Origin of the sequence: Neobacillus sp. YX16, from assembly GCF_030123505.1 — a bacterium.
Classification (GTDB): Bacteria; Bacillota; Bacilli; order Bacillales; family Cytobacillaceae; genus Neobacillus.
In genome coordinates, this window is record NZ_CP126115.1 from 3,025,680 (window position 1) to 3,051,832 (window position 26,153).

General features: G+C 38.5%; 27 protein-coding genes. 24 read left to right on the top strand and 3 right to left on the bottom strand.

Annotation, left to right across the window (positions count from 1 at the left end):
• Positions 1-12: 12 nt before the first annotated feature.
• The 3 genes from QNH48_RS14605 (at position 13) to QNH48_RS14615 (ending at position 2,113) form a co-directional block, all read left to right on the top strand.
• Positions 13-1,167 carry an SEC-C metal-binding domain-containing protein gene (locus tag QNH48_RS14605; protein WP_283955548.1) on the top strand — a complete coding sequence of 385 codons (1,155 nt, stop codon included), beginning with the start codon at positions 13-15 and terminating at the stop codon, positions 1,165-1,167.
• A 61-nt stretch (positions 1,168-1,228) separates the two neighbouring features.
• Positions 1,229-1,561, top strand: coding sequence for a nuclear transport factor 2 family protein (locus QNH48_RS14610; RefSeq protein WP_283955549.1), 333 nt, complete (start codon positions 1,229-1,231; stop codon positions 1,559-1,561).
• Positions 1,562-1,645: 84 nt separating this feature from the next.
• Positions 1,646-2,113, top strand: coding sequence for a DUF3291 domain-containing protein (locus QNH48_RS14615; protein ID WP_283955550.1), 468 nt, complete (start codon positions 1,646-1,648; stop codon positions 2,111-2,113).
• Positions 2,114-2,120: 7 nt separating this feature from the next.
• Here QNH48_RS14615 and QNH48_RS14620 read toward each other — a convergent pair whose 3' ends face one another.
• Positions 2,121-2,780 (bottom strand): DUF6944 family repetitive protein, encoded by a 660-nt coding sequence (locus QNH48_RS14620; protein ID WP_283955551.1) that lies wholly within the window; start codon positions 2,778-2,780, stop codon positions 2,121-2,123.
• A 181-nt stretch (positions 2,781-2,961) separates the two neighbouring features.
• Between QNH48_RS14620 and QNH48_RS14625 the strand changes: the two genes are divergently transcribed.
• From QNH48_RS14625 to QNH48_RS14635, 3 genes are all read left to right on the top strand, one after another.
• Entirely contained in the window at positions 2,962-3,813 is an 852-nt protein-coding gene (locus QNH48_RS14625; RefSeq protein ID WP_283955552.1) for a DegV family protein, read from the top strand.
• Between the two features lie 190 nt (positions 3,814-4,003).
• On the top strand, positions 4,004-4,474 hold the full coding sequence (locus tag QNH48_RS14630; RefSeq protein ID WP_283955553.1) for an SHOCT domain-containing protein: 471 nt from the start codon (positions 4,004-4,006) through the stop codon (positions 4,472-4,474).
• Positions 4,475-4,632: 158 nt separating this feature from the next.
• Positions 4,633-5,790: a hypothetical protein gene (locus tag QNH48_RS14635; RefSeq protein ID WP_283955554.1), complete on the top strand. Its 1,158-nt coding sequence runs from the start codon at positions 4,633-4,635 to the stop codon at positions 5,788-5,790.
• A 207-nt stretch (positions 5,791-5,997) separates the two neighbouring features.
• On the opposite strand, the gene QNH48_RS14640 is transcribed toward QNH48_RS14635, so the two are convergent.
• Positions 5,998-6,240, bottom strand: a complete 243-nt coding sequence (locus tag QNH48_RS14640; RefSeq protein WP_283955555.1) for a hypothetical protein — start codon at positions 6,238-6,240, stop codon at positions 5,998-6,000.
• 333 nt (positions 6,241-6,573) lie between these two features.
• On the opposite strand from QNH48_RS14640, the gene QNH48_RS14645 reads away from it, so the two are divergent.
• The 13 genes from QNH48_RS14645 to QNH48_RS14705 all read left to right on the top strand — a co-directional run bounded on the left by QNH48_RS14645 (position 6,574) and on the right by QNH48_RS14705 (position 18,464).
• Positions 6,574-7,191, top strand: a complete 618-nt coding sequence (locus QNH48_RS14645) for a TetR/AcrR family transcriptional regulator (RefSeq protein ID WP_283955556.1) — start codon at positions 6,574-6,576, stop codon at positions 7,189-7,191.
• Positions 7,192-7,204: 13 nt separating this feature from the next.
• Positions 7,205-7,945: an SDR family NAD(P)-dependent oxidoreductase gene (locus QNH48_RS14650; protein WP_283955557.1), complete on the top strand. Its 741-nt coding sequence runs from the start codon at positions 7,205-7,207 to the stop codon at positions 7,943-7,945.
• 43 nt (positions 7,946-7,988) lie between these two features.
• Positions 7,989-9,611, top strand: a complete 1,623-nt coding sequence (locus tag QNH48_RS14655) for an AMP-binding protein (RefSeq protein WP_283955558.1) — start codon at positions 7,989-7,991, stop codon at positions 9,609-9,611.
• 2 nt (positions 9,612-9,613) lie between these two features.
• Entirely contained in the window at positions 9,614-10,774 is a 1,161-nt protein-coding gene (locus tag QNH48_RS14660; RefSeq protein WP_283955559.1) for an acyl-CoA dehydrogenase family protein, read from the top strand.
• A gap of 16 nt (positions 10,775-10,790) precedes the next feature.
• On the top strand, positions 10,791-11,858 hold the full coding sequence (locus QNH48_RS14665) for an acyl-CoA dehydrogenase family protein (protein ID WP_283955560.1): 1,068 nt from the start codon (positions 10,791-10,793) through the stop codon (positions 11,856-11,858).
• The gene (locus QNH48_RS14670) at positions 11,859-12,626 is read left to right on the top strand and encodes an SDR family NAD(P)-dependent oxidoreductase (RefSeq protein WP_283955561.1); all 768 of its coding nucleotides are present in this window, start codon (positions 11,859-11,861) and stop codon (positions 12,624-12,626) included.
• The gene (locus QNH48_RS14675; RefSeq protein ID WP_283955562.1) at positions 12,620-13,414 is read left to right on the top strand and encodes an enoyl-CoA hydratase-related protein; all 795 of its coding nucleotides are present in this window, start codon (positions 12,620-12,622) and stop codon (positions 13,412-13,414) included. Before QNH48_RS14670 ends, QNH48_RS14675 begins: the two co-directional genes overlap by 7 nt.
• Positions 13,415-13,445: 31 nt before the next feature.
• On the top strand, positions 13,446-14,687 hold the full coding sequence (locus QNH48_RS14680) for an ABC transporter substrate-binding protein (RefSeq protein ID WP_283955563.1): 1,242 nt from the start codon (positions 13,446-13,448) through the stop codon (positions 14,685-14,687).
• A 62-nt stretch (positions 14,688-14,749) separates the two neighbouring features.
• The gene (locus QNH48_RS14685; protein ID WP_283955564.1) at positions 14,750-15,619 is read left to right on the top strand and encodes a branched-chain amino acid ABC transporter permease; all 870 of its coding nucleotides are present in this window, start codon (positions 14,750-14,752) and stop codon (positions 15,617-15,619) included.
• A 4-nt stretch (positions 15,620-15,623) separates the two neighbouring features.
• Positions 15,624-16,610: a branched-chain amino acid ABC transporter permease gene (locus tag QNH48_RS14690; protein WP_283955565.1), complete on the top strand. Its 987-nt coding sequence runs from the start codon at positions 15,624-15,626 to the stop codon at positions 16,608-16,610.
• 1 nt (position 16,611) lies between these two features.
• On the top strand, positions 16,612-17,364 hold the full coding sequence (locus QNH48_RS14695) for an ABC transporter ATP-binding protein (protein WP_283955566.1): 753 nt from the start codon (positions 16,612-16,614) through the stop codon (positions 17,362-17,364).
• Between the two features lie 10 nt (positions 17,365-17,374).
• Complete coding sequence (locus QNH48_RS14700; protein WP_283955567.1) at positions 17,375-18,082, top strand: ABC transporter ATP-binding protein; 708 nt, start codon at positions 17,375-17,377, stop codon at positions 18,080-18,082.
• Between the two features lie 244 nt (positions 18,083-18,326).
• The gene (locus QNH48_RS14705; RefSeq protein WP_283955568.1) at positions 18,327-18,464 is read left to right on the top strand and encodes a hypothetical protein; all 138 of its coding nucleotides are present in this window, start codon (positions 18,327-18,329) and stop codon (positions 18,462-18,464) included.
• A 344-nt stretch (positions 18,465-18,808) separates the two neighbouring features.
• Here QNH48_RS14705 and QNH48_RS14710 read toward each other — a convergent pair whose 3' ends face one another.
• Positions 18,809-19,648, bottom strand: coding sequence for a hypothetical protein (locus tag QNH48_RS14710; RefSeq protein WP_283955569.1), 840 nt, complete (start codon positions 19,646-19,648; stop codon positions 18,809-18,811).
• Positions 19,649-20,307: 659 nt separating this feature from the next.
• Here QNH48_RS14710 and QNH48_RS14715 point away from each other — a divergent pair.
• The 5 genes from QNH48_RS14715 to QNH48_RS14735 all read left to right on the top strand — a co-directional run bounded on the left by QNH48_RS14715 (position 20,308) and on the right by QNH48_RS14735 (position 25,974).
• Positions 20,308-21,324, top strand: coding sequence for a LacI family DNA-binding transcriptional regulator (locus tag QNH48_RS14715; RefSeq protein ID WP_283955570.1), 1,017 nt, complete (start codon positions 20,308-20,310; stop codon positions 21,322-21,324).
• A gap of 760 nt (positions 21,325-22,084) precedes the next feature.
• Complete coding sequence (locus QNH48_RS14720) at positions 22,085-22,855, top strand: MBL fold metallo-hydrolase (RefSeq protein ID WP_283955571.1); 771 nt, start codon at positions 22,085-22,087, stop codon at positions 22,853-22,855.
• A gap of 383 nt (positions 22,856-23,238) precedes the next feature.
• Positions 23,239-24,078, top strand: coding sequence for an SDR family NAD(P)-dependent oxidoreductase (locus QNH48_RS14725; protein WP_283955572.1), 840 nt, complete (start codon positions 23,239-23,241; stop codon positions 24,076-24,078).
• A 155-nt stretch (positions 24,079-24,233) separates the two neighbouring features.
• Positions 24,234-25,058, top strand: a complete 825-nt coding sequence (locus tag QNH48_RS14730) for a BtpA/SgcQ family protein (RefSeq protein ID WP_283955573.1) — start codon at positions 24,234-24,236, stop codon at positions 25,056-25,058.
• Between the two features lie 91 nt (positions 25,059-25,149).
• Positions 25,150-25,974, top strand: a complete 825-nt coding sequence (locus QNH48_RS14735; RefSeq protein ID WP_283955574.1) for a BtpA/SgcQ family protein — start codon at positions 25,150-25,152, stop codon at positions 25,972-25,974.
• Positions 25,975-26,153 lie beyond the last annotated feature (179 nt).

Here is a 26,153-nt window from a genome sequence, read left to right on the forward strand (position 1 = left end):
AGAGGATACATAATGACGTTTTTAGAAAAAATTAAACCACACTTAATTAGCGATGATATTCTAATCCAAGAGGTAGTCCTGCATGCTCTGCATGATTATCCGAATGTCCCAGAAGAATGGACCAATGAATTAATGAAAGAAGCATTTAGAAATAAAGACAAACAATCTTCCATCTTTATCTATATAGAAAATCAAACCTTCAATGAAGAGGCTGTTAAGATATTAATTGAAAATATTCCATTAATGGAACCATCAAAACGCCATTTAGCGGTGAACTTGGTCCACCGTATCGAACCGGAACTTGCTCTTAAATATAAGGAACAGCTTCAAGAATATATTCCCAATCGTACATGGTCCTTATATGAGTTATTGTTACATGGTACGGAAGAAGAAGTGTACTCGGAATACGGTCAAATCTTAAATGAACTTGAGCGGGCCGGTTCAAATCAGCATAATTTCTACATACAAGCAAAAAAACTGGCAGCCTGTTTGGTGAAAAAGGGCTGGGTTACAGAAGATGAAATTGATCTAGTACTAGAAGATGAGTTAAAGGAAAAATGGTTTTCATTTAATGGAACCTTGACGGTCTATATGATTGGATTGTTAAAATTACAAAGATATATTCCTTTATTGGTTAGCTTATTGGATCGCGATGATGACAGTTTGTTAGAAGAAGTGTCCGTAACGTTAACCAGTTTCCAATCGGATGAAGTGGTAAAGGAAGTAGCACCCTATCTTAGGAAAGATAATTCCATTATTTATGCAGCATCCATCGTTGAAAGCATAAAATCAGACTTCGGTGTCAAGGTTCTAAGAGAAGCATACCGTTCTGCAAAAGAACTGGATCATCAAGACATTCTAATCGAAGCACTTTGTCACCAGCTTTCGGAAGAAGCTCTTCCTGATATTAACGAACATATGCAGCTAGATGATTCTTCTGGCCTTGTGGATATTGAACAAACCGTCTATGGCTACTTTTCGATTTTGGGGTTAGAGCATCGTGAACTAGCTCACTGGAAACAAATCGCACTGGAAAGAGAATTCGACTTTAGACATAAAGGGCATGATCTCCCACTTGCTCCGGTCCGAAATGAAAATAAAGTCGGCAGAAATGATCCATGCATTTGTGGAAGCGGCAAAAAATATAAAAAATGCTGCGGAAAATAAAGTTAATGTAACATTGGTTTCGTTATAAGAGATTAAAACGTTTAAAATAGGGGTCGAAGAAATGTCAATTGAAACAGTTGTTGAAAAGCAAATAGAATGCTACAACAGTCAAGATATTGAGGGGTTTGCGCGTACATATGCCGACGATATTACCGTTTACATCTTCCCGGATAATACCATCACATTAAGCGGGAAAAAGGCACTAATCGAAAGGTATACCGAAACTTTCAAAAAGAAAATGTTCGCTGATATCAAGAATCGTTCCATAGTCGGAAACAAGGTCATCGATTGGGAAATCGCCACAAATGGACTTACAGGAGAAAGTACTAGCTTGATGGCTATTTATGAAATTGAGGATAATCTCATTTCTAAGGTGTGGTTTATTAGAGAATAGCGAATTTACTTGGTAATTAGAAGGTCATAAGATCCCTCCTTACTTGAATATATCTAGATAAAGACTATAAATGGAGGGATACATATGGCATTTGTTTCGATTTATACGGTTGGTAGACTACATCACCCCTATGACCATCCTGCCTCTCGTAAATTTTTTGAAACGGGATACGAAGTAATGCGACAGGCTTCTAAAACAGGGCAAATAATAGAGGAGTTTTCACCTTTTGGAGTCCCAATCCCTGAAGAAGCAGCTAAAGGGGATGGTTTCCCTGTTCTTACATTAACTGTATGGAAAAGCCTTCAAGCCTTGTATCGGTTTACCTATTCAGGTCACCACAGACAAGCAATGAGAAATAGGAGCAAATGGATGGAGCCTTATCAAGAGAAACACCTTTCATATGTAGTGTGGTGGACAGATAAGGTGAAGGATGTCTCTTGGCAAGAGGCATTCAATAGATATAACTATTATATAAAGAATGGACCCACTTCTTTTGCTTTTGATTTTAAGCAAGCATTTGATGAAAAAGGGGAGAGGTGCGAGGTAAAGTAGCATAGGTTCACTTGGAATAATTTTTATATGAATAGTGGTAAGAATCACCGTTTTCATTTTTTGTATTTTCATCGTGTTCCATATGTTCAACCTCAAGGGTAATGGCATTGATTAATATCAGTGCACCTATAAATTGAATCCAGCTACCAACAAATAGAATCTGGTCACCCATTCCATTTTTTTCGTTTATAACATAAATGTTACCCATTGCTTCTAAAAAAGAGCCTAAAGAAATGAAGCTATTTCCTGTAATAGCAAGGATCCTATAGGATGAATCCTCTTCAAGGAATGCACCTATTGCTTCAAAAGCTGCACCAAGACCTTGTACTCCACTGCCAAGGGTATCTATTTTTATTCCCTCTTCCTCAGCTCCATTCATGTCAATACTTACTCCAACTGAATTTGTAGTATTACCAGCTGCCTCAAGCCAAGCACCGAAGATAGCATATATTTGAGAAAGCTCCCTTTCAGATTTTAACAGCTTAGTTCTCCCGATGGCTTGCAACGAATTTCCGAAAGCTTCAATCCCATTTCCTTTTATGATTAAATCTTTGCCCAGATCGCTGTGGGTGAAAGTTTGCTGTGTCTGCCCGATTGTATCTGTAAGTGAACCAACAGCTAGTAACCATGCTCCTGAAATTAGAAGGTCTTCTCCACGAATAGTCATATTCCCAAACGCTCCTTTAAAGGGGTATATTATATTATTCATGAACATGGGGACGGTTCTGGTGGCCATTTTAATATAACCAAGAGAACCGTCCCTAAGTACTCATTATTCATGTATAGTAGAGAAGAATAAAAATGAAATACGAATTCTTAATGGGTTTATATTGGAGTGGGGGATATGGATGAGAAGAATTATTTTAACAACAGAGAGCGGTGCGGATTTACCAGAAGAATTAGCTGAAAAACATAATGTTCAAGTGGTCCCGATGCACGTAATTATGGATGGAAAGGATTATTTAGATGGTTCGTTACCTGTAACGGACATTTATGACTATTACGAACGGACAAAGAAAATACCCTCAACAACATCTACCAATTCGCATGAATACCTTGAGTTTTTTACTAAGATCAAAAATGATTTTCCTGATTGCATCATTGTACATATTGGTTATACTTCGAAGGCATCTTCTTCCTTCCAAAATGCGATTATCGCAACTGAAGAGTTGAATGATATTTTTCTAATTGATGCTTTGAACGTTACAGGCGGATTAACGGCGATTGTGATGTATGCTGTAACCTTATTAGAGAATGAACCTTCCATTGACCCTGAACGCTTAGTAGAGAAGATAAAATCAGTGGTTCCTAAATCAAGACTAGCTTTCGTCCCAGGCAGCTTAGATTTTTTAAGAGCAGGAGGACGAGTTAGTAATCTAGCTTATCTCGGTGGGGCACTGTTAAAAATAAAGCCGCGGATTGAATTAATGGATGGAAATCTTACTTCAACAAAAAAATATCGCGGGAGTATGGATGCAGTTTCAGAAAAACTCATGCGAGATTATTTAGATCAATACGACATTAATAGAGAGCAGCTTTACCTTTTATTCTCAATCGGTCTCGATGAAAGGATCAAGCAGCGGATGGGTGAAATTGCGAATGAAAATGGTTTCAAAAATGTAAAATGGATTCAAGCTGGCGCAATGATTTCAACTCATGCAGGACCTGGCGGTGTTGGAATTTCAGGCTTAGAGGTTTAGGGTTCCATAGGGACGGTTCTCATGGTCTTTCCGGAACGATGGTTCTCAAGAAATCTGGCCAGAAGAACCGTCCCCCACGGTCCTCAAAAGTATTAATATTTAGTAGAAGAAAACAATATCAATAAAAGGATTGTAACTGAATTGAAGGAAGTTTAATTTACCCCTTATGTGTGTTGAGGAGGAACTCAATTTGCAAAAAGAGTATCAATTCAAGGACCCTAAGACAACTGTGCTAATAGAGGATGATTCAGTAGTTTTCCGAAGAGGAACGAATGATTTGATGATTCACAAAATGATGCGTGGAGATACTAAGGTTTTTTATAACCAAATCACAGCCATCAAATACAAAGAGCCTTCCCTAGGATCAAAAGGCTATCTTCAGTTAACCACACCCCGGACATCCATTCTGGGTATGGCTCGTACTGTAGATCAGCCACAAAACGCAATTAAGTTCAAAAAAGATAAACTAGCTGATGCGAAGGAAATAAAAGATTACATTGAAGCGAAAATCGCCCAAAACAAAAATGCTGCCACCGCTGGTAACGAGTCAGAAGGAAAATCACCAGTGGAACAAGTTAAAGAATTGAAAGAACTATTAGATATGGATATTCTTACTCAAGAAGAATTTGATAAAAAGAAAAAAGAACTATTAGGATTGTAGAACAAAAATGAGAGAACTGAGACACCACAATCAAAATAATATAATAAACCTGAAGATAAAATGAGAAGCAGGCAGTCACTGCTTCTTTTTATTGTACAGCCAGAAAAGATATAAATGATTTCGAAATTATAGCTTCAATAGGAACGGAGGTCAGATTGATGTATAAAGGCAGCATTTTTATTATCAAGGAAGATAACACTTTGGTGAAAATGGAAGAGACTTCTTATGACTCTGAAGAGATACTTCAAGAACTACTAGATAGCTACCCTGATCTGCTTGCGGGTGATCAAATGAATCCGGAAAACCCAAGAAGATGGATACCGATTGCTAGAGAGTTCGGGATACCCTCCGTAATGAATGGAGCTTCCCATTGGCGCATTGATCATTTCTTTATTGATCAGGACTGTATTCCCACATTCATTGAGGTAAAGCGGAGCTCAGATTCCCGAATTCGAAGAGAAGTGGTGGGGCAGATGTTGGATTATGCAGCAAATGCCACAAAGTACTGGCCAATTGGGACCATCCAAAATGCTTTTATTGAAAAGTATGTAAAAGATGGAAAAGATTCGATTCAGGTTCTCAACGACTTACTTGGCATAGAAGCAGAAGATGAGGCTGTTATTGAAGAATTCTGGTCCAAGGTTCAAGAGAATCTACGTAGTGGTGTAATCCGAATGTTATTTGTAGCAGATGAGATTCCAGAGGAATTAAGGAGAATCATTGAGTTTATGAATGACCAGAAGACAAAATCGGAGGTCCTTGGTATTGAAATTAGACAATTCCTAAATGTAGACAATAATATCAAAACACTTGTACCGCGGGTGATTGGTTCAACCACTAATGCAAAACTAACGAAGAAGCCTGCATCAAAGCGACAATGGAACGAAGAACTTGTTATGAATGAAATTAGCAATAAACTAGGCACTGAGGCAAGAGCGGTATACCAGGATATTTTTAATCATCTTTCAACCGGTCCTTATCGTATATGGTATGGTCTGGGTCAAAAAAGTGGCTCGATTTTCTTTTTGTATGACGGTGTAAATAGTCATAACTTATTTTGTATGTGGACGTATGGTGCATTTGAACTTCAATTCCAGCATTTAAAGTTTTATCCACCATTCTCTGATTTGGATAAAAGGAAGGAGTTTCAATTTAAATTAAAAGAATTATTGGGTGTTGAAATCACAGATAATTGCTTAAACAAACGGCCTTCATTTTCATGGGAAAAATTAAAAACGGAAGAAGCTAGAAAGAATTTCTATGAAATATTGGATTGGGCAGTAAATGAAATAAAGACTTATGAGAAGGGGGATTAACAGACCAAATACCTAAATGTTTTAATCTATCGGGGTTAATCAGGTGGACCAATGGCTATTTGTCATTGGTCATTTGTACAAAAATACACGAACAACGAGGATAAAGTTTCTTGTCCATATAGATTCATTGAAACTGAATCAGTCAATAAGAGCATACTCTATCCATCTTTTTAATCCATCATTTTCGAGCATTAAAATTTGCAGCTGTTAATCCTGCGATTTTATCCTATTAACATTTTCACGATGCCCTAGGATTACATTTCGATGTATGTCTGTAAGCCAGAACAAACTGCTTGAGCCAAAGAGACGAATTTCATCTAGAATTTCTTCTGCTGTTGCAGATTTATTTAAACCTAATTTGGTAACTAACTCATCCCAAAACATTTTTACAATCTCAGTTTCGTTGCTCATTTCTTTTGCCCATTTTAGAACTTTCAAAGTATGATCCATATCAAACCTCCATTGAAAAAGAGTCTTCCTTCATCATTTCAATATTAAATGATAGGGAGTTAAGATTCCAATATCGGATGTACAAAGAATTTATGGAAACTTTTACTTAAATTTATTAGGATGAAAGTCTAGTCTGAATCCTGGGGACGGTTCTCCTGGCCAGATAAAACCAAAAGAACCGTCCCCACGGTCACCCGGTCACACCGTCTACATCGTAATGATGTTATTATTTTTTTAGATTATTAAGAATATATTGACAAATAACCATGTATAAATTACTATAAACTTGAAAGGTGATTCAACTTTCAAGTTTATAAAAAAGGTTGTGCAAGAATGAGTGAATACACGTTTTCTCAAAGTTCAATCCCAAAAACTGACCGTGGAACAAAAACAAAGCAAAAATTACTCATGGCTGCTGAAGAGGTTTTTGGTGAGATGGGTTTCTTTCAAGCAGGAATCACAGATTTGACAAAAAAGGCAAAGGTTTCCCAAGGTACATTTTATACATATTTTCAATCGAAAGAGGATATTTTTCGAGAGCTTGTAATGGGAATGCAAAAACAGCTTAGAATGGAAATTAAAATAGCAACACAAGGCATTGATGATCGACTTGAACTAGAAAAAAAGGGATTCGAAGTATTTTTCAGTTTCTTAAGCAAACACCGCTATTTATTTAGATTATTTCGTCAAGCAGAATTTGTAGATGAACAGCTTCATCGGAATTACTTTGAGACCTTTACCAAGGGCTATATTGAAGGACTATCAGTAGCTCAGGAAAATGGTGAGATACGGGAATTAGATCCAGATATGCTCGTTTATATCTTTATGGGTATTACAGATTACCTGGGGATGAAATGGGTATTATGGGAAAACCGTGAGATAACAGAAGATATGGTGGAAGAAGTGATGACATTTATTAAACATGGAATCGCTAAAACTTCAAATAAATAAGGAGCTAATAAAAATGAGGGATAAAGTGGTTGTTATTACTGGTGCTGCGTCAGGTATTGGAAGAAGGACAGCAGCTCTTTTTGCTGAAAAAAATGCTACGCTTGTCGTCAATGATATTAACGAAGCGAAGTTAAGAGAAGTAGAAGCAGAATTAGTAAATCTGGGAGTAAATGTAACCGCTATCATAGGGGACGTATCGAAAGCATCTGATGTCCAAGGGCTTATGACAGAAACAAAAGAGAGATTTGGAAAACTAGATGTTCTATGCAATAACGCTGGGGTCTGGTGGCCAGATAAGGATTCGGACGTCGTTCATCTTGAAGAGGAAATATGGGACAAAATTATCTCTATCAATCTAAAAAGTGTCTATTTATGTTCCAAATTTGCCATCCCATATATGGTTGAAAATAATGGAGGATCCATTATTAATATATCGTCTATGGCTGCACTTAGGGGTTGGAAAAACATGGATGCCTATACGGCGAGTAAGGGAGGCATTATTTCTCTTACGAAGTCGATGGCAATAGAGTTTGGCAAACATCATATTCGAGTAAACGCGATTTGTCCCGGTTCTATAAAAACTCCCCTTACGGAAAAGGCACAAGAAGAAGTGGGGTATCCTAGCACTCCATTAGGAAGAGTAGGCTTACCTGAAGACATTGGCAAAACGATCATGTTTCTTGCGTCTGAAGATTCATCCTATTTAACGGGTTGTATCATACCGGTAGATGGAGGAAGGTCTGCTAGACAATAAAGTCCAGTCATTATGGTTAAAAATAAATAGAGGAGGAAAATAGGTGAAAGGTAGATTACTAGACAAGGATTTAACGGAAAGATATGTGAAGGACGGACATTGGAAGAACAGGATTGTATCTGAATATGTCGCAAAATGTGCAAAACTTTACCCGAATGAAATTGCGGTCGTAGACGAACAACGTTCTGCAACATATAAAGAGATTGAGGATAAATCGTTAAGGTGTGCGGCAGGACTTTATCATTTAGGTGTAAGGCGAGGAGATGTCGTCTCATTCCAGCTTCCCAATCGATTAGAAGCTTTTTATATCTATCACGGAATCGCACGGCTTGGTGCGATTGCAAATCCAATTATCCCTATCTATAGAGGGAAGGAATTACGGTTTATATTAAATCAAGCAAAATCTAAAGTTATTTTTATTCCAGATAGGTATAGGAACCATGATTATGTATCCATGTATGAAAAAATCACCTCTGAGCTATCGCATCCAATCACGACAATTGTACTAGGAAAAGAAACTTCTAACTTTACTAGTTTTCAATCCTTTATAGAAACAGATTGGGAGAATAAAGTAAATCTTCAAACAATAGAACCTCCAAAAGCGAATGATTTATTACTATTATTATATACCTCAGGAACGACTGCTAACCCAAAAGGGGCTCTTCATAACCATAATACCATTCTTTACGATACACAATACATGATGGACTGGTTTAACTTAAATGAAAGGGATGTAATCTTTAATCCTTCACCCATTACTCATATTACCGGGATCCTTTGCGGGTTAAATATGCCATTTTTATTAGGTGGAAAGGTGGTCCTTCAAGACCAATGGGACGCAGAATATGCGGTTGAATCGATCGCAAAACATCGTTGCAGCTTTATGATCTTTGCCACTCCTTTCCTACAGGGGATATTATCTTCAACACATAGACACAAATATGATTTATCGTCTCTCCGATATATTTGCTGCGGTGGTGCCGATATGCCATCTAGTTTGATTGAGAAGGCATCGATCGAATTAAATTGCACCGTTGTTCGTCAATATGGTGCCACTGAGCTACCTTCCGCTACCTGTACGAACATACACGATCATTCAGAGAAAAGATGTGCATCAGATGGTAGATGGATGCATCCTACGGAAGGGCGGATTGTGAATGAAAGAGGAGAATTGTGCTTACCAGGTCAACAAGGTGAAGTTCATTGGAGAGGGCCTGAAATGTTTCTAGGTTACCTCGATCATTCTCTTAATAAGGATAGTTTTACAAAAGATGGCTGGTTTAAAACAGGGGACTTGGCACATATGGATGATGAGGGCTACATCTATATTACCGGAAGAATTAAGGACATCATTAACCGTGGTGGAGAAAAAATGAGTGTTAAGGAAATGGAAGATATTCTGTATGAACATCCCGCCGTAAAGGAAGTGGTGATAGTGGGGATGCCAGATCCCATCCTAGTTGAAAAATCATGTGCATTTGTAGTGGTTCATGATGGGTTTACCTTGGATTGGGATGAAATGATTCTCTATTTAGGGACGAAGGAAATTGCCAAGCAAAAATATCCTGAAAGACTAGAAATCGTCTCGGAATTACCAAAAACCGCCAGTGGTAAAATTCAAAAATATTTACTGCGGGAACAAATAAAGGAAATAATAGGAGGTTAAAAATGAATTTTGCTTTTACAGACGAACAGCTTGCATTTAGGGATGAGGTAAGAGCATTTTGTGAAAAAGAAGTAACTCCAGAAATGATGGAAGAAATTTATTCGAAAGGAGATGAACATTCACCTAGCTTTTATAAAAAGCTGGCAGAAAAGGGCTGGATTGGGTTGGATTTTCCAAAGGAATATGGAGGATTAGGAAAACAGCAAATTGAAATGGGGATTTTTAGGGAAGAAACAGCCTATTACATGGCGCCGATGATGTCGAATGAAATTAATAATATCCTGACACATTCCATTTTGTTATTAGGAAATGAAGAACAAAAACGTGAGCTTGTAACAGGTGTGATCGAAGGAAATATCCAATTATGTATGGGATATACGGAACCAGGATCAGGTTCCGATCTTGCCTCGCTTAAAACAAGGGCTGTTAAGGACGGAGATCGGTATGTGATTAATGGGCAGAAAATCTTTACAACGAATGCTCATATTGCGGACTACTGCATTTTAGCTGCTCGAACAGATGTGAATGCACCGAAACATAAGGGAATTTCCCTCTTTATTGTTGATATGAAAACAAAAGGTATTGAAGTGGGTCCATTATGGACGTTAGGAGGGTATAGGGTTAATACCGTATATTTTGAAAATGTCATCATCGATGAATCGAATCGAATCGGTAACGAGAATGAAGGGTGGAAAGGACTAGCGCTTGCATTGGATATTGAAAGATCAGGGCTCGTTTATGTAGGCAAAGCTCGAAGGATATTGGACGAAACGATTAAGTTCTTAAATAAAGAAAAACCTGATTGTTTAGAACCACAGCATTGGGTTTCTGAGAGATTAAATGAATTATTAGCAGAAGTGAAGGCTGCCCGGTTACTAGCTTACCGTGTTCCATTAATGCAGGCAGAAGGGAAGGTGCCAAATTCCGAAGCATCCATGGCTAAATTATATTCAACAGAGCTGCTAAAGAAGGTATGTAACACAGCGATCGAAGTAATAGGAAAAAATACACTGCTTACACATAGAAGTTTACACAATGTATGTAATGGCTTGTTTGAGGAGAATTATCGTTCTGCAGCGATGGGAACCATTGTAGCTGGTACCTCACAGATACAAAGAGAAATTATTGCAAAAAGGAAATTGCATTTATCTAGTAAAAAATAGAAGGGAGTGGCAGTATTTGGACTTTAATTTAAACAAAGAGCAAGAAATGTTCCAACAATCATTGAGAAAGCTTTTGGAGAATACTGAGGCTGCAAAAAACAGTTATTCAAAAGATCTTTGGAAGAGTTTAGCAGATTTGGGCGTATTAAGTTTAGGAATACCAGAGGAATTAGGTGGATTTGGTTTAGACTATGAATTAATCCAGATTGCAGGACTGGAGTTAGGGAAAAGCTTAACACATTCACCCTTTTATGAGACGGTAGTGATGGCGGGTTCGGTATTAGCAAGTCAAGAAACCTCAACTTGGAAAAAAGAAGTGGAAGAGATTATCTCCGGCCAGAAAATAATCTCCTTCATTGATACTGACAACCATATTATAGCAGATAAAGAGAACCACGAAAACTGGAACCTACATGGTACGGCAAAAGTTATTTCCTTCGGTGCAGAAGCAGATAGCTTTATCTGCTCAGCCTCAGGAACATTATTTTATATACCAAAAGAGAAAGTAAATACAGTTCCACTTGATTTCATAGATAACAGACCCGTTGCACGAGTAAATTTAGAAAATATCGTCATTCCAGATCACTTTCGATTATGTGATGTTGGACGATCGGAAGAGGTCCTTCAGAAACCTCGTGCAGTCGGTCGACTTTTCAATGCTTCCTATATGACTGGTGCAGCGCAGAGTTCATTGGACCTAGCAATCGATTACATGAATACAAGAGAACAATTTGGGAAACCAATAAGCAGTTTTCAAGCCTTAAGTCATTGGGCAGCTGACCTGCAAACCATGTGTGACGCTGCGCTCCTTTTTACAAGACAGCTAGGCTGGGAGCTAACCAATGGGCATACTCTCGAATCTTCAATCCTCTGTTTAAAGTATTCTACAAAAGTATATAAGAACTGTGCCACCGCTTCCGTTCAAATGGCAGGCGGATACGGATTTATGATGGAATATGATATGCAACATTTTTACCGAAATGCATTGGCGATTGAACAAATAAATGATTGCCCACAAACTACAAGCATCGATTTAAGAAGGAATCATTTACAGGAGCTTGAACTATCGGGAGCAAGCATCTAAATGCCAACCAATTTGTTTGACTTAGATGGACAAGTGGCTTTTGTAACCGGTGGATCGAGTGGGCTTGGTTTCATGATGGCTAGGGCGCTTGGCAGGAATGGTGCAAGGGTAGCGATATGCGGACGAAATGAACAGAAATTGCAAGAAGCAAGGCAGTCATTGGAAAAAGAAAATATTCAATGTTTAAGCTTGGTTTGCGATATTAGCAACAAGCAGGAAGTGGAGAAAAGTGTTAATAGAATCATAGAGGAGTTTGGGAAGATTACTATCCTAGTAAACAATGCTGGACGAATTGCAGAGGACGATCCCTTGTTCCTAGAGGAACGACACTGGCAAAAAATAATCGATACCAATCTCTCCGGTGCCTTTTATTGTGCACAGGCAGTTGGAAAAATAATGGTAGAAAACGGTGGCGGAAAGATTATTAATATCGCATCAGTTGCAGGTTTTCGTGGAATGCGTAGACCCATTAAAACAACAGCCTATGGAGTTTCCAAGGGCGGCTTGATTTTATTAACAAAGGAACTGGCCGTTAAGTGGGCAGATAAAGGGATCTGTGTCAATGCGATAGCTCCAGGAATTTTCAAGACCAGGATGACGGCTAGATTGATTGAAACGCAGACAGAAATCATCGAGGATCTAATACCGGCCAAACGCGCCGGTGAAGAGCAAGATTTAGAAGGTGTGATTGTATTTTTAGCCTCCGCAGCTGCTAATTATGTAACCGGGCAGGTAATTGCAGTGGATGGAGGACAGACTTCATGGTAATGAAAGGGGAAATGAAAATGAATTATCAATTTTTAGATGTTTCGATTGAAAACAAAATCGCCATTATCACATTAAATAGACCACCAGTAAATGCCGTAAGTCAAGAGATGTATAAGGAATTAAAAGAAGTGTTTACCAGCCTTGGAAAAAACAAAAATGAAGCGAATGTAGCGATCCTTACGGCTGAAGGAAAAGTATTTTGTGGAGGAAATGACTTACATGAATTTGTTAGTATGACTCCAGAAAATGGTGTGGATAGAATGAGGGAAGTCCGTGAAGCCTTCTGGGCCATTTATGGCTGTGACATCCCTGTGATTGCAGCGGTGAATGGTGCTGCCCTAGGGACGGGATTTGCGCTTGCGGCCAGCTGTGATTTAATCATCGCTTCAGAAAATGCAAAGTTTGCTCTTCCTGAAATTAATGTAGGGGTGTTAGGAGGAGCGAAGTTTGGAGCTAGAATCGTACCTGAAATGGTCATGCGTAGAATGTATTTTACGGGAGAGGCAGTTTCAGTCGAAGAAATTAGTAAATACGGTGCTATCACAGAGATCACCGCTCAAGAGGATTTGTTACGAGTAAGTTTGAAGTGGGCACAAAAGATTGCGAGTAAGAGCCAAAATGCGGTTAGGATGGCCAGAAAAAGTTTAAATGGTTGTGAATATATGGACTTGAAAAGCGGCTATGAATTTGAGCAGCAATTTACGTGTGAATTATCAGGGTATGAGGAATCGAAAGAAGCAGTAAGGGCAGTTATTGAAAAGCGAAAACCAGTATTCAAGACGATCTAACGATTATGATCAATATGCAGGGGGTAGATTTATGAAGTTATTCGGAAGCAAAAACCCATTTCTACTAATATTTTTAATACTTGTTTTACTTCTTACAGGTTGTAGTAGTAATCAATCATCCACTAACTCTGAAGATACAAAATCTGAGGGGGATAATAAAAAAGCGTTAAAAATTGGTTTTATCGGTGCATTAAGTGGTGCCGTGGGCGGCGTCGGTCAAGACATGTTAAAAGGGGCAGAGCTAGCGGTTGAAATCATCAATGAAGAAGGTGGAATCAACGGCCAGGAGGTCGAGTTACTTAGCAAGGATACAAAAGGAAATCCAAAAGATGGGATTCAGGCAGTTCGTGATTTGACTCAGGAAGGCGTTAAGATTTTTACTGGTGTAGTAAGTAGTGGTGTAGCACTTGCATTGCCTCCGGTATTAGAGCAGGAGGATGCGTTGATTATGATTGCTGCTGCTGGAGATGACGCGATCACAGGAGAGAACTTTAGTCCAAATGTGTTTCGGATAAGTGACAATGCATATATGAGAAACACATCTGCTGCTAATTTATTTTATGAGAAATACCCTGAGCTTACGAAGTGGGCAAACTTTTCACCTGATTATGCTTATGGCCATGCATCGTGGGATGCGTTCAACAATCAAATGAAGAAAATTAATCCGAAATATGAAGTAGTCAAAGAATCATGGCCAAAGTTTGGAGCCACTGACTTTAAGAATGACATTGCTAGTGTCCTAGCTGCTAAGCCACAGGCCGTGTTTAGTGCTCTTTATTCAGGGGATGCGATCACGATGTCGAAACAGGCCGCTCCCTATGATTTCTTTAATCAATTAGATCTCTTTGTTCTTAATTCTAACGAAGGTGATATCTCCTCTGCACTAGGGAAGGAAATGCACCCAGAATGGTCAGGCGTTCACTACCATCCGGAAGCCTATGATAATGAATTGAATAAAAAGTTTGTCGAGAAATTTAAGGAAAAGTACAAGGTCGAACCAAATGGTTATAACTCGGAAACCTATGTCTCTCTCTTTGCCTATAAGGAAGCGATCGAAAAAGCAAAATCTCTTGAAACAAAAACGTTAATCAAAACACTCGAAGGCATGAAGTTTGATTCCGTTACGGGAACGAGAGAATTTAGAAAAGAAGACCATCAGGCAATCAAAGATATCGTTTGGTTGAAAATTGAACCAGATAATAGTGATAAAGGCTGGAAAATTGCCGATATAGAAATTGTTCCAGGTTCGGAAGTAATGGCACCTTTAAAATAATGATGAAAAGAAACGAGAGAGACTCTCTCTCGTTTCTTTTCCTAAAAAGGAGCGGGAAATAAATGGATGTGGTACTGCTACCACTTGTTAACGGGTTAACACAAGCTGCTGTATTATTTATGATTGCCGCAGGATTAACGCTCATTTATGGTGTTTTGCATGTAATCAATTTCGCGCATGGCTCTTTTGTGATGTTAGGAAGCTACCTAACGATGTTCTTTTTTGTTGGTAAGTTTGAAACGGTAACAGGATTATTTTTATTTATTTTCGTCTCAAGTATCATCATTGCTCTTATTGGATGGGCCATGGAAGTCTTTGTTTTGAGAAAGATGTATAAAGCTGATGAATTTTATATGGTTTTAGCCACCTATGCGATTTTGTTAATGATTGAAGGTGGGGTTGAAAAGTATTGGGGTTCCTCACCTTTATCCCTGCCACTTCCTGCAAGTTTAAATACGACCATTTCCATCTTAGGGATATCCGTTCCGCTCTTTTCGATCTTAATTTGCGTGATTGGGTTAGCTGTTATGTTCCTTCTTTGGTATATGATGAATCACACGAACTTAGGAAAAATCATTCGAGCTGCGGCAGCGGATCAAACGATGACGAATTCCCTTGGAGTCAATGTTCCTGCACTGTTCACCGTTGTCTTCATTATCGGGATCTTTTTAGCGGCATTTGCTGGAGGTCTGTTAGCTCCAACGGTTGCCTTGTTGCCTAACATGGGAGTGAATATCGTGATCCAAGCCTTTGTCGTCGTTGTCGTGGGGGGACTTGGAAATATTAATGGAGCCCTGATAGCAGCTGTCCTCATTGGCGTTTTAGATTCATTCTTAGGCTTCTATGTACCAGTATTAACAGGAATAACGTTCTATATTGTCATGGCGATCATTTTAATGATTAGACCACAAGGGTTATTGGGAAAGGCGTGATAATATGCGAAAAACAAAGCTTCTATTAATCTTTATTTTCTTACTATTTTTTGTAGCTCCTTTTGTAATGAACAACGCTTTCACTTTTCGGTTAAGTGGATTGTTAATCCTGATTCTATTTGCTGCAAGCTTCCAATTTATTGCTAGAACAGCGGGAATGTTTTCACTAGGACATGCTGCTTTCTATGGTATTGGCGCCTATACTTCTGCACTCTTAATCCAGAAAGGCTATTCTATATTTCTGGCAATCTTGTTAGCCGGTGTTACGGCATTTATCATTTCTCAAATTATTGGCTATTTATGCTTAAAATCAACGGGGATCTATTTTGCCATGCTAACACTTTCATTGGCACAAGTAGTCTATCTAATCATTTATCGGACATCCGCCTTAGGAGGACAGGATGGAATCCCTGGTATATTAGCAAAGCCTCTTAACATTTTTGGGTGGGAATTAGATATATCCAGACCAGAAAACTATTATTTTGTTATTTTATTTACGGTCATCCTGTCAATTGCCATTCTATATTATTTAACCAATTCATCTCTTGGGCATTTCTTACGATCCATTCGAGAAAATTCGGTAAGAACCTCTTCCTTAGGGATACATGTGAAACGCTATCAAATGGTTGCTTTTGGTATTTCGGGGTTCTTTGGAGGGGTAGCAGGTTCCTTATTATCTCCGCTTGAAGGGATTATTACACCCGAAACTCTTGCATGGACACAGTCAGCGTTACCACTCATTATTGTCCTAATTGGGGGTATTAATAGCTTTTGGGGTCCTGTAGTGGGTGCATTTACTTTCGAAATCTTCCATTTAATCACCCTTAACTCCGGTGCTGCAAATATGTATTTGGGTATCATTCTTTTAGTGACAGTGCTCGTTTTCCCTAGTGGTGTGATTGGAGTTAGTAAACAATTAACATCATTGATTAAAAAATCAATGAGAAGCAAAAATACAGGAAAAGCAGAAGAGTTGAAAGGAGTGGGGTAACATGGGGGCTCTACACCTCGAAGGGGTATATAAGGATTATCCTGGAGTAAAAGTTCTTCAGGATGTTAACTTAACTATTGCAGATGGTGAAATTCATGCGATCATCGGTCCAAATGGAGCAGGGAAAAGTACGCTATTTGGAGTGATGAATGGCGATTTACATGCACAAAAAGGGACGATTACGTTCAATGGATTAAATATGAATGGAAAAGGCCTGGATTTTGCAGCAAGAAAAGGAATTAGTCGTTGCTTCCAGGTACCCAATGTATACAACAATCTTTCGATAAGAGAAAACATTCTGATCTCACTGATGGCACATGATAAAATCCTTAAGAAGAAATTTACTCTAAAGGGATTCTTATCTCCATTAAAGAAGTATGAGGAGAAAATGAAAATAATGCTCGATGAGGTTGGTTTAAGTGGTACCGAGGATCGCTTACTTTCAGAAATATCCCATGGGGATAAAAAACGTCTGGAGTTAGCGATGGCGATCACATTGGAGCCAACGATGCTGCTTCTTGATGAGCCAACAGCCGGAATGTCTCCGGAAGAAACCTTGGATACCATTAAATTAATCAAGAAAATTCATAAATCGCGAGGCTTGACCGTCGTAATAACAGAGCATGATATGAACGTAGTTTTTTCTCTGGCTGATAGAATAACCGTTTTAAACAGAGGGGAAATCGTTACAACCGATGTTCCTGAAGAAATAAAACGCAATCCTAAGGTAGTAGAAATTTATTTAGGGAAATAAGGAGGAGCAAATGCTAACAATCAATAATTTAAATTCCTATTATGGCTCCAGTCATGTACTACATAATGTTTCCCTAACGATCAAACAAGGCCAAGGGGTTGCATTAATAGGAAGGAATGGTGCAGGAAAAAGCTCCACAATGAAAAGCGTAATGGGATTAATGCCAAAAGCATTAGGAGAAATCAGTTATTGCGGTCAGCCGATAAACAAAGAGAAAACACATAAACGAGTTCGGATGGGGATTGGGTATGTACCCGAGGACCGGAGAATTTATAAGGATTTAACGGTCGAAGAGAATATTATGATCGCAGCGAATGCGATAAAAAAAATTAGAAGTCCTTTAGAGCTTGAAGAGGTTTGGAGTAATTTTCCACTATTAAAGGATCTAAGAACGAGAAATGGTTCTGAGCTTTCTGGTGGAGAACAGCAAATTTTATCCATAGCTAGAAGCGTAGTGGGTAGACCTAAACTCATTTTACTCGATGAACCTACAGAAGGAATTGCACCGATTATTGTTCAAGAATTAAAAGAAGTGATAAAGAACATGATTAACCAAATGGAAGTAGCCGTATTACTTGCAGAGCAAAATCTAAAGTTTACAATCGATTTAACAGATTATGTGTATGTCATTGATAACGGGCAAATTGTTTATTCCGATTCATCTGAGGATTTTAAAGACAGAGAAGACCTTCATTTTAAATTTCTTGGTGTTTCATAATTAATTCTACTTTTGATGGCTACTTTTGATTGACCACCAGGTAATCATTATTACAGAGCTAGGAGGACCATGGTATGTACTTGGTCCTCCTCTTTTTATGGAAGAAACTATAGGATGAATTTTCGTCAAAACTGATTTGCCCTTGTCCAAAGAAAGGTAGCGCTATAGTGGTGGAAATTGCTCAGAAAGAAACATCCATACAATTATCATTGGAAGGAATGTTGGTTGGAAATTGGTGATTGGTATGGAAAAGGCAATTAAGCAAACCTTCATCCAAATTCCATTTGAGACTTTCATTGAAATGATACGAGACAAAACCAAGCGAAAAGGTGTTCAAGTCATGATAGAGAAGAAAATTACACCTTCAAGTGTCATTTCTTGAATCATCACCACATTTTGACATTCGGAGAAAAACATAAATAATTTTTAGTGGGAATTCATCCAGTGAGCGTTTGATAGAAGAACTTTTATTTCATTCAATCCAAGTAAACCTTATGAGGTTTAATATTACTCAAAAAAAATTACCCTCAAACAAACGGCCATGATGAAATTTTTGGGAGACTCCATATCAGTCCTGCCTATTTAAGCAGCCTTTTCAAAAAAACACGGGTTTAACCTTGTTTGAATACATCATCAACATGAGATGGAAAAGGCAAAGAAACTATTACGGTCAACCAATAACAAAATTTCTGATATATGCCAGCAGGTGGGAAAAACGCATTATTTTTATTTAGTGTGTAGCCAGTCATAGTACATGACTTCGCCTGTTTGGAGCACATAGCGTATCGGCTTACTTTCACGAACTTCAAATAATTGATTGAGAAAGAGTTCTTTTAATTTGGTGGTTACAATTCCGTAAAAGAAGGCAATTGGTTTTACTATGGATTTAGTGGATTTCAGTTTACGGATTAGCTGCTTAAAGGACTGAATTGCGATACTAAGCATGTCATCTTTATTTTGATCATATTCAAATCGAAAAGCAGCGATTTGGACCATATGCCAGTATTCTTCAATCGTTTTAGCATCAGAAAAGAAGTATTTTACGGATTGAACAAAAGCTTGAGGAACTTTATCACTAACAAAAGTGTGATCGAGTTCAATCGGCGCTTCGTTACGTTTATTACTCTTTTGTTTATTTGTTTTTAAAAGATTATTAGTTTCTTTAGGCTGGTCCAATTTTTTCGCCTTGGGTGGTTCAACTTGTGGGAAACGATTAAAGCTATAAAGGTTTGAAGACTGTGAACCATTTTTCCGTTCTGTTTCATAGACTGTGAGGATTCCTAAATCCTTCGCTTTGATGATCATCCGTTTAAAAGTAGAGCGGGAGATTCCATTACCTTGATACTCTTCATTAACCGCTTTTAACACAGTTCCAATCTTTGCATTACAAACTCCGGGAACTTTTGCAGAAAAACGAACCAGACGTTTTAATCCGACGAGCTCACCCTTCGAGAACTCATGCTTCTTCACAGCTAACCACATCTCTATATGTGTATTAAACTCCTTCACATTCTTAAACTGAGAATACCCCTCAAACCCTTCGATTCTGCCAGATTTCAAATTCATAAAAATGCACCGCCTTTTCTACCCTCTATATATGGAAATAGGATGCAAAAGGACAGGGTGATTTGCAAGAAAATGTTACAGTATTGTGAACTGTTAGGTGACCATGGGGACGGTTCTGATTGCTTTTTTAATATAACCCTGAGAACCGACCCTAAAGTGTTTATTACGGTGAACCGTATCAAAATTAAATGCGGTTTTCTTAGAGAATTTGAATTGGTAAAATTATGATAAAACTAAAGCCGATTTTCTCAATGACCAGAAAATCGGCACTCATGCTGGACCTGGTGGTGTTGTAATTTCAGGCTTGGAGGTATAGGAAGGAACAAAACCTGTAAGAAAGCCTAATAATATAAACAAAAGTGCCATACACCATCCAATATTTTGGTAGGTGCCTTGCACTGTTTACTTGTTCTATGTCCGGTCAAATACTTTTACACCTTCAGCTAATAGAAAGTTGGCTTCTAAGCCTTGGGTAGACGAATCAGCGGAAAAAATAAAACTTCTATGGGAAGGGTTTTCATGTCCTTTCCACAACGACTGTTCCTAGTAGTCAGCAGGTCTTAAAAGATTTTGGATAAATATAGGAGGAAATAGACTAATTTTGTAGAATTATAACAATAGTAAAAAAGATGGGGAAACGTTTCCATAAGGAGATGATAATGATGGTAACAATAAAAGATGTCGCTAGGGAAGCTAGAGTTTCAATTTCTACTGTATCGAGAGTACTAAATATGAGTGGGTATACAAGTGAAAAAACGAAAGAAAAAGTTCTTCATGCAGTTAAAAAACTAGGTTATACAGGGAGTCTAGTTGCTGCTGCAATGATCAAGAAACAAACATTAACCCTTGGTTTAATCATACCCGATATTAAAAATATTTTTCATTCGGATCTGACTAGAGCAATAGAAGATGGAGCAAATAGTCATGGGTTTAACATTTTTTTGTGTAATACTGATAACAATTTACAAAAAGAAGTAGAGTATATACACTTATTGATTGCAAAGGGAGTCGATGGGATCATTTTTTCATCTCCCGAAGTTAAGGATAAAAATATAAAAGAAGTGAAGGAAAAATTTCCAGATCTACCTATTGTTATTTTAGGAAGTAAATTCCACAACTTAACTGTTAATGAAATATTAGTTGATAATTTTGATGGTGGATATAGAGCGACGAGTCATCTTCTGGAAAAAGGTCATAAAGATATTGCATTTATTTCTGGGGGAATTGATTCTTATTCATCAATTGAAAGGCATAAAGGATACAAATTTGCATTGAATGAAAGTGGAATTCCTATAAATGACGATTTTGTTATTTTTGACAGGTTTTATATTGAAAGTGGGTACAAAAATGCATTGAAATTGTTACAAAAAAACAAAAGACCTACAGCAATATTTGCTGGAAGCGACAGTATTGCTGTGGGGATCTATAAAGCTGCAAGGGAGCTTAATATTAAAATTCCCGAACAATTGTCAGTTGTTGGTTTTGATGATTCTCAATATGCAGAAATTTTGTCTCCTATGCTGACAACTATTCATACACCTATTAAAGAAATGGGACAAAGGGCAATAGAAATCATTGTTAAATCACTTAAGGAAAAGAAAATATTTAAAGAAACGCTTATGCTTTATCCAACTCTTGTTGAAAGAGAATCAACCATGGCGGTTCGTAGTAAGTAATGAGTTAAAGAATTTAAACATAGATGATTCTGAATCAATTTCAGAGAATTGAATTTGAATTTCTATAATATTTAATTGAATTTTCAAAAAAGTCTTGTAAATGATTTGCTGCGTATGTATAATAAGTTTTAAGTAATGGAAACGTTTCCACATAGTGTAAGAATTAAACCATGTAATTGAAAAATTTTTTAATGAAAGCGAATTACACTATGTAATAGTAAACTAAAAGAAGAATCACGGCATATGTGCAGTTTACCAGTAGTGAAAGTGGCAAATAATGTAAAAATGATTTGGAATTTCTATAAATGTATTCTATAAATATATTTTGTGAACTTTCAAAAAGTCTTGAATATTATTTGCCAAGCTGGAATAATTTTTTATAAATGTGGAAACGTTTCCAGTAGTTTTAATAATCTTAACCATATATTTACTGAAGAAGCCTATAATGTAACAGACCTTCATGAAACTTCAGCAACCAGTATTTCATTGTTTCTCGATTAAATGTAAATACAAATCGGGAAGCAATGAATATTCCTCAAAGTCCATTGAATTTATGAGATTTTGTCCATTACGGATAATTTATTTGTAAATTTACTCTTCATAGCTGAGTTCGAAAATATTAGCTTTACTTCTCTGACAAGTGTAATTACTATCTTCTGAATAATCGCAATCTTTTGTTATGTCATTGGAATACATCTTCGATTTCTTTGCTTGTTTTTCAAGATCTGAAACTTGAGTACTAAGGTGAAAGGGGATTGTAATGTTTGACTACAACATATTTATCCAAGGATTTCCGGGAAAGTCTTCAACCCACGGAGGGCTTGGATGGAGTACGGTTACCTTGTTGTCCCAAAATGACCAGAATATTATTATTGATGTCGGCAGTTTTGGTGTCAGGCCACTTTTATTAAGCAGGCTGCGTGACAAAGGTTTAACTCCAAATGACATATCAATGGTTTTATTGACTCATACCCATTGGGACCATTGTGTGAATTGGACTATGTTTCCTAATGCGGCCATCGTAGTAGGTCGAGTGGATATGAATTGGGCTTTAAATGAACCACCTGGTGGATGGCATGTACCTGAACTGTATGTTAAGGAATTAAATTGTTCCTCACAAATAAGGTTAGTCGACAATCTCGAGGAAGTTATTCCTGGTATTGTGGCTCATCAAACTAAAGGCCATACACCAGGTCACATGGCATACAGTGTAGACAATGGTGATTATGATTTGTTATTTAGTGGGGATGCAGCTAAAAATCGGGCTGAACTTTTATCATGTAATGTAGACATGTCGTTAAATTTATTAGAAAGCCAAAGTTCAATTGATTATTTATGGAGTTTGTGGAAAAAAAAGACAGGTAGCATTTTGGTTCCTGGACACGATATACCTATGAAACTTGTTAACGGGAAGCCAATGTATCTCTATAAAAGGGAAGCCGATTTACAATATTGGTTTTCTGATACGTTGGAAGATTATACCACTATAACATTGGAGCAGGAATTAGAGTTTTCTAAAAATGGTAAATAGGGATACCTAGTATTTAAAGATATAAGGGGTGGGTGAAACATTAGATATTAGGGAGGTGATACAAATGGTTTAAATCAATTCAAAGAACAGGTTCGAAAGGTTTTTGTTGAAAATGGACTTTTGTTGTAACCAATTGCAGAAGCAGATCGACAGAAATGAATTGATTAAGCCTCGAATGAAAGGGGAATTAAGAAACCTAGAAAATTTAATTTCCTATATTCTCTAATCCAGAGAATAAAAAGGCTTACATACTAGAATCTCATAAGTTAGCAGATTAGCGTTTTTATTAAAGTGAAAGAATTATGGTGAAACGAGTAAGTCGTTTGTCAACCCAACTTTGCCCAAACACATTAATAACTGAAATTAGATGGGGTGTGAAAAAATTGAGAAATAGACTAAAGCAGCGTGTTATCGTGACCGGTGGCTCAAAGGGACTCGGCCGAGGTATCGCCCTAGCTTTCGCTGAGATTGGTGCGTCCGTAGTTATCGCTGATGTTGACGCTGACGCCGGTAAGCGATGTGTGGAGGAGATCATCGATTCGGGGGGTGAAGGCCTATTTGTATATACCGATGTCTCATCAAGCGGCGATGTGAAAAGACTCTTTGAGGAAGCCCACCATTTCCAAGGCGGTATAGATGTGCTCGTTAACAACGCAGGCATAGGTCACGGCCCACTCTCGGAAAGACACTTTCTAAAAACAGACTTCGGTATGTGGGAGAACCTAATGAATATACACATTAATGGTCTTTACCACTGTAGCCAAATGGCGGCTAAAGCCATGGTTCACCAAGGTGAAGGCGGGGTCATTATCAATATGAGTTCTGGAGGAGCTACACGCGCACATCGAAATCGTGTCGCTTACGACGCGACGAAAGGTGCGATCGAGGCTGCTACCCGAGCAATGGCACTTGATCTGGCTCCATGGAAAATCCGAGTTAATGCCGTGATGCCTGGTGCCATCTGGGTTGAAAACCGAACCGCTGTAGGGGAAGAGTCCTCGCCCGACCATCTCATTCCACTTGGCAGGCTCGGAATGCCTCAAGACGTTGGCCAGGGTGTTCGTTTCTTGGCGTCACCGGAAGCTTCTTACATCACAGGCCATGTCCTAGCCATCGATGGTGGACTCACAGCGCAGCTTCGGGCGCCAAGTATGGATGCCAATGTTGCACTGCCTATCGACGAAATCGAATTAGGTGTGACTTCAACTGGCATCAAAAAATAAATGCGTACATGTATGAAACTCAACATGCACCAGTAGAAGATTCATAGGAATGTGCAAATGATTGGGATATTGGGATCTCAATCAGTATGAACAGAAGTCAACCATGTTAAATACATGAAAAAATAAAAGATTTATATAATAAGGAGGAATTTTTTATGAAAACGTCATTTACTAATATTTTCGGAGTAGAAAAACCAGTATTAGGTATGGTTCATTTAGGACCATTACCTGGATCACCACTTTACGATGGAAACATCGATGAAGTTTTAGAAGCCGCGATCCGCGATGCGAAAAGTCTGGAAAGAGGCGGAGCTAGTTCCGTTATGGTAGAAAATTTCAACGATTATCCCTTTTACCCTGAAACAGAGGAACCTGAAACAGTGGCAGCGATGACACTGATTGCCCACGAAATTCGTCGCGAAGTGAAACTTCCAATGGGTATTAACATACTAAGAAATTCTTGGAAATCTGCGCTAGCAGTCGCTGGAACAGTCGGAGCAGATTTTATCAGACTCAATGTCCTAACCGATGCGTACGTGACCGACCAAGGTCTTATTAACGGTACAGCGCACTTAGTAGCGAGATATCGCAAATTTCTAGGTTTGGAGAAAAAAGTCAAGATTTTTGCTGATATTCAGACAAAACATGCGGCTCCTTTGGCGGCTCGACCTATAGATGTCCTGGCTCGGGATACAGCCTATCGTGGGATGGCGGACGCAATTATTCTTGCTGGTGAGGAATCGGCACAACCTCCTTCAGTTGAGAATTTAGAAGCGGTAAGGCGTGCAGTCCCTGATGTTCCTATCATTATCGGCAGTGGAATGAAAGTCGAGACTGCGAGTCTTCTCAAATATGCGGATGGTGCGGTCTTTGGATATGGCGCCAAGATTGACGATATCATGACGAACCCGGTTGACGAGGAGAAAACACGTCGCTTTTGCGAGGGAGTAAACAAAGAAAGAAACCATCAATTGGTATAGTGCCGAATGTACTCGCAATTTTAATAGAATCAGAGTATCGAATGCGTCGAATCTTTATTACCCAATTTAAAATAATAAGGAGGAATTTGTTATGAAAACGTCATTTACTAGTATTTTTGGAGTAGAAAAACCAGTATTGGGGATGGTTCATTTAGGACCATTACCTGGATCACCACTTTACGATGGGAACATCGATGAAGTTTTAGAAGCCGCGATCCGCGATGCGAAAAGTCTGGAAAGAGGCGGAGCCAGTTCCGTTATGGTAGAAAATTTCAACGATTATCCGTTTTTCCCTGAAACGGAGGAACCTGAAACAGTGGCGGCGATGACATTGATTGCCCACGAAATTCGTCGCGAAGTGAAACTTCCAATGGGAATTAATATACTAAGAAACTCATGGAAATCTGCGCTAGCAGTCGCTGGAACAGTTGGAGCAGATTTTATCAGACTCAATGTCCTAACCGATGCGTACGTGACCGACCAAGGTCTAATCAACGGTACAGCTCACTTAGTAGCGAGATATCGCAAATTTCTAGGTTTGGAGAAAAAAGTCAAGATTTTTGCTGATATTCAGACAAAACATGCGGCTCCTTTGGCGGCTCGACCTATAGATGTCCTGGCTCGGGATACAGCCTATCGTGGGATGGCGGACGCAATTATTCTTGCTGGTGAGGAATCGGCACAACCTCCTTCAGTTGAGAATTTAGAAGCGGTAAGGCGTGCAGTCCCTGATGTTCCTATCATTATCGGCAGTGGAATGAAAGTCGAGACTGCGAACCTTCTAAAATATGCAGATGGTGCGGTCTTTGGATATGGCGCCAAGATTGACGATATCATGACGAACCCGGTTGACGAGGAGAAAACACGTCGCTTTTGCGAGGGAGTAAACCAAGAAAGAAACCATCAATTGGTATAGTTGCACGAATATACTCGCAATTTTAATAGAATCAGAGTATCGATGGCTTCGGGGGCCAACTAGGCCCCTTTTATATACCGAACCCGATTCGAATGAGGGGTTGGTGCTAATGCATCTCACGATATTTTTTCTATAAAAGGCGTTATAAATTTATATTTAAGATACAAGGAGGATTAGAG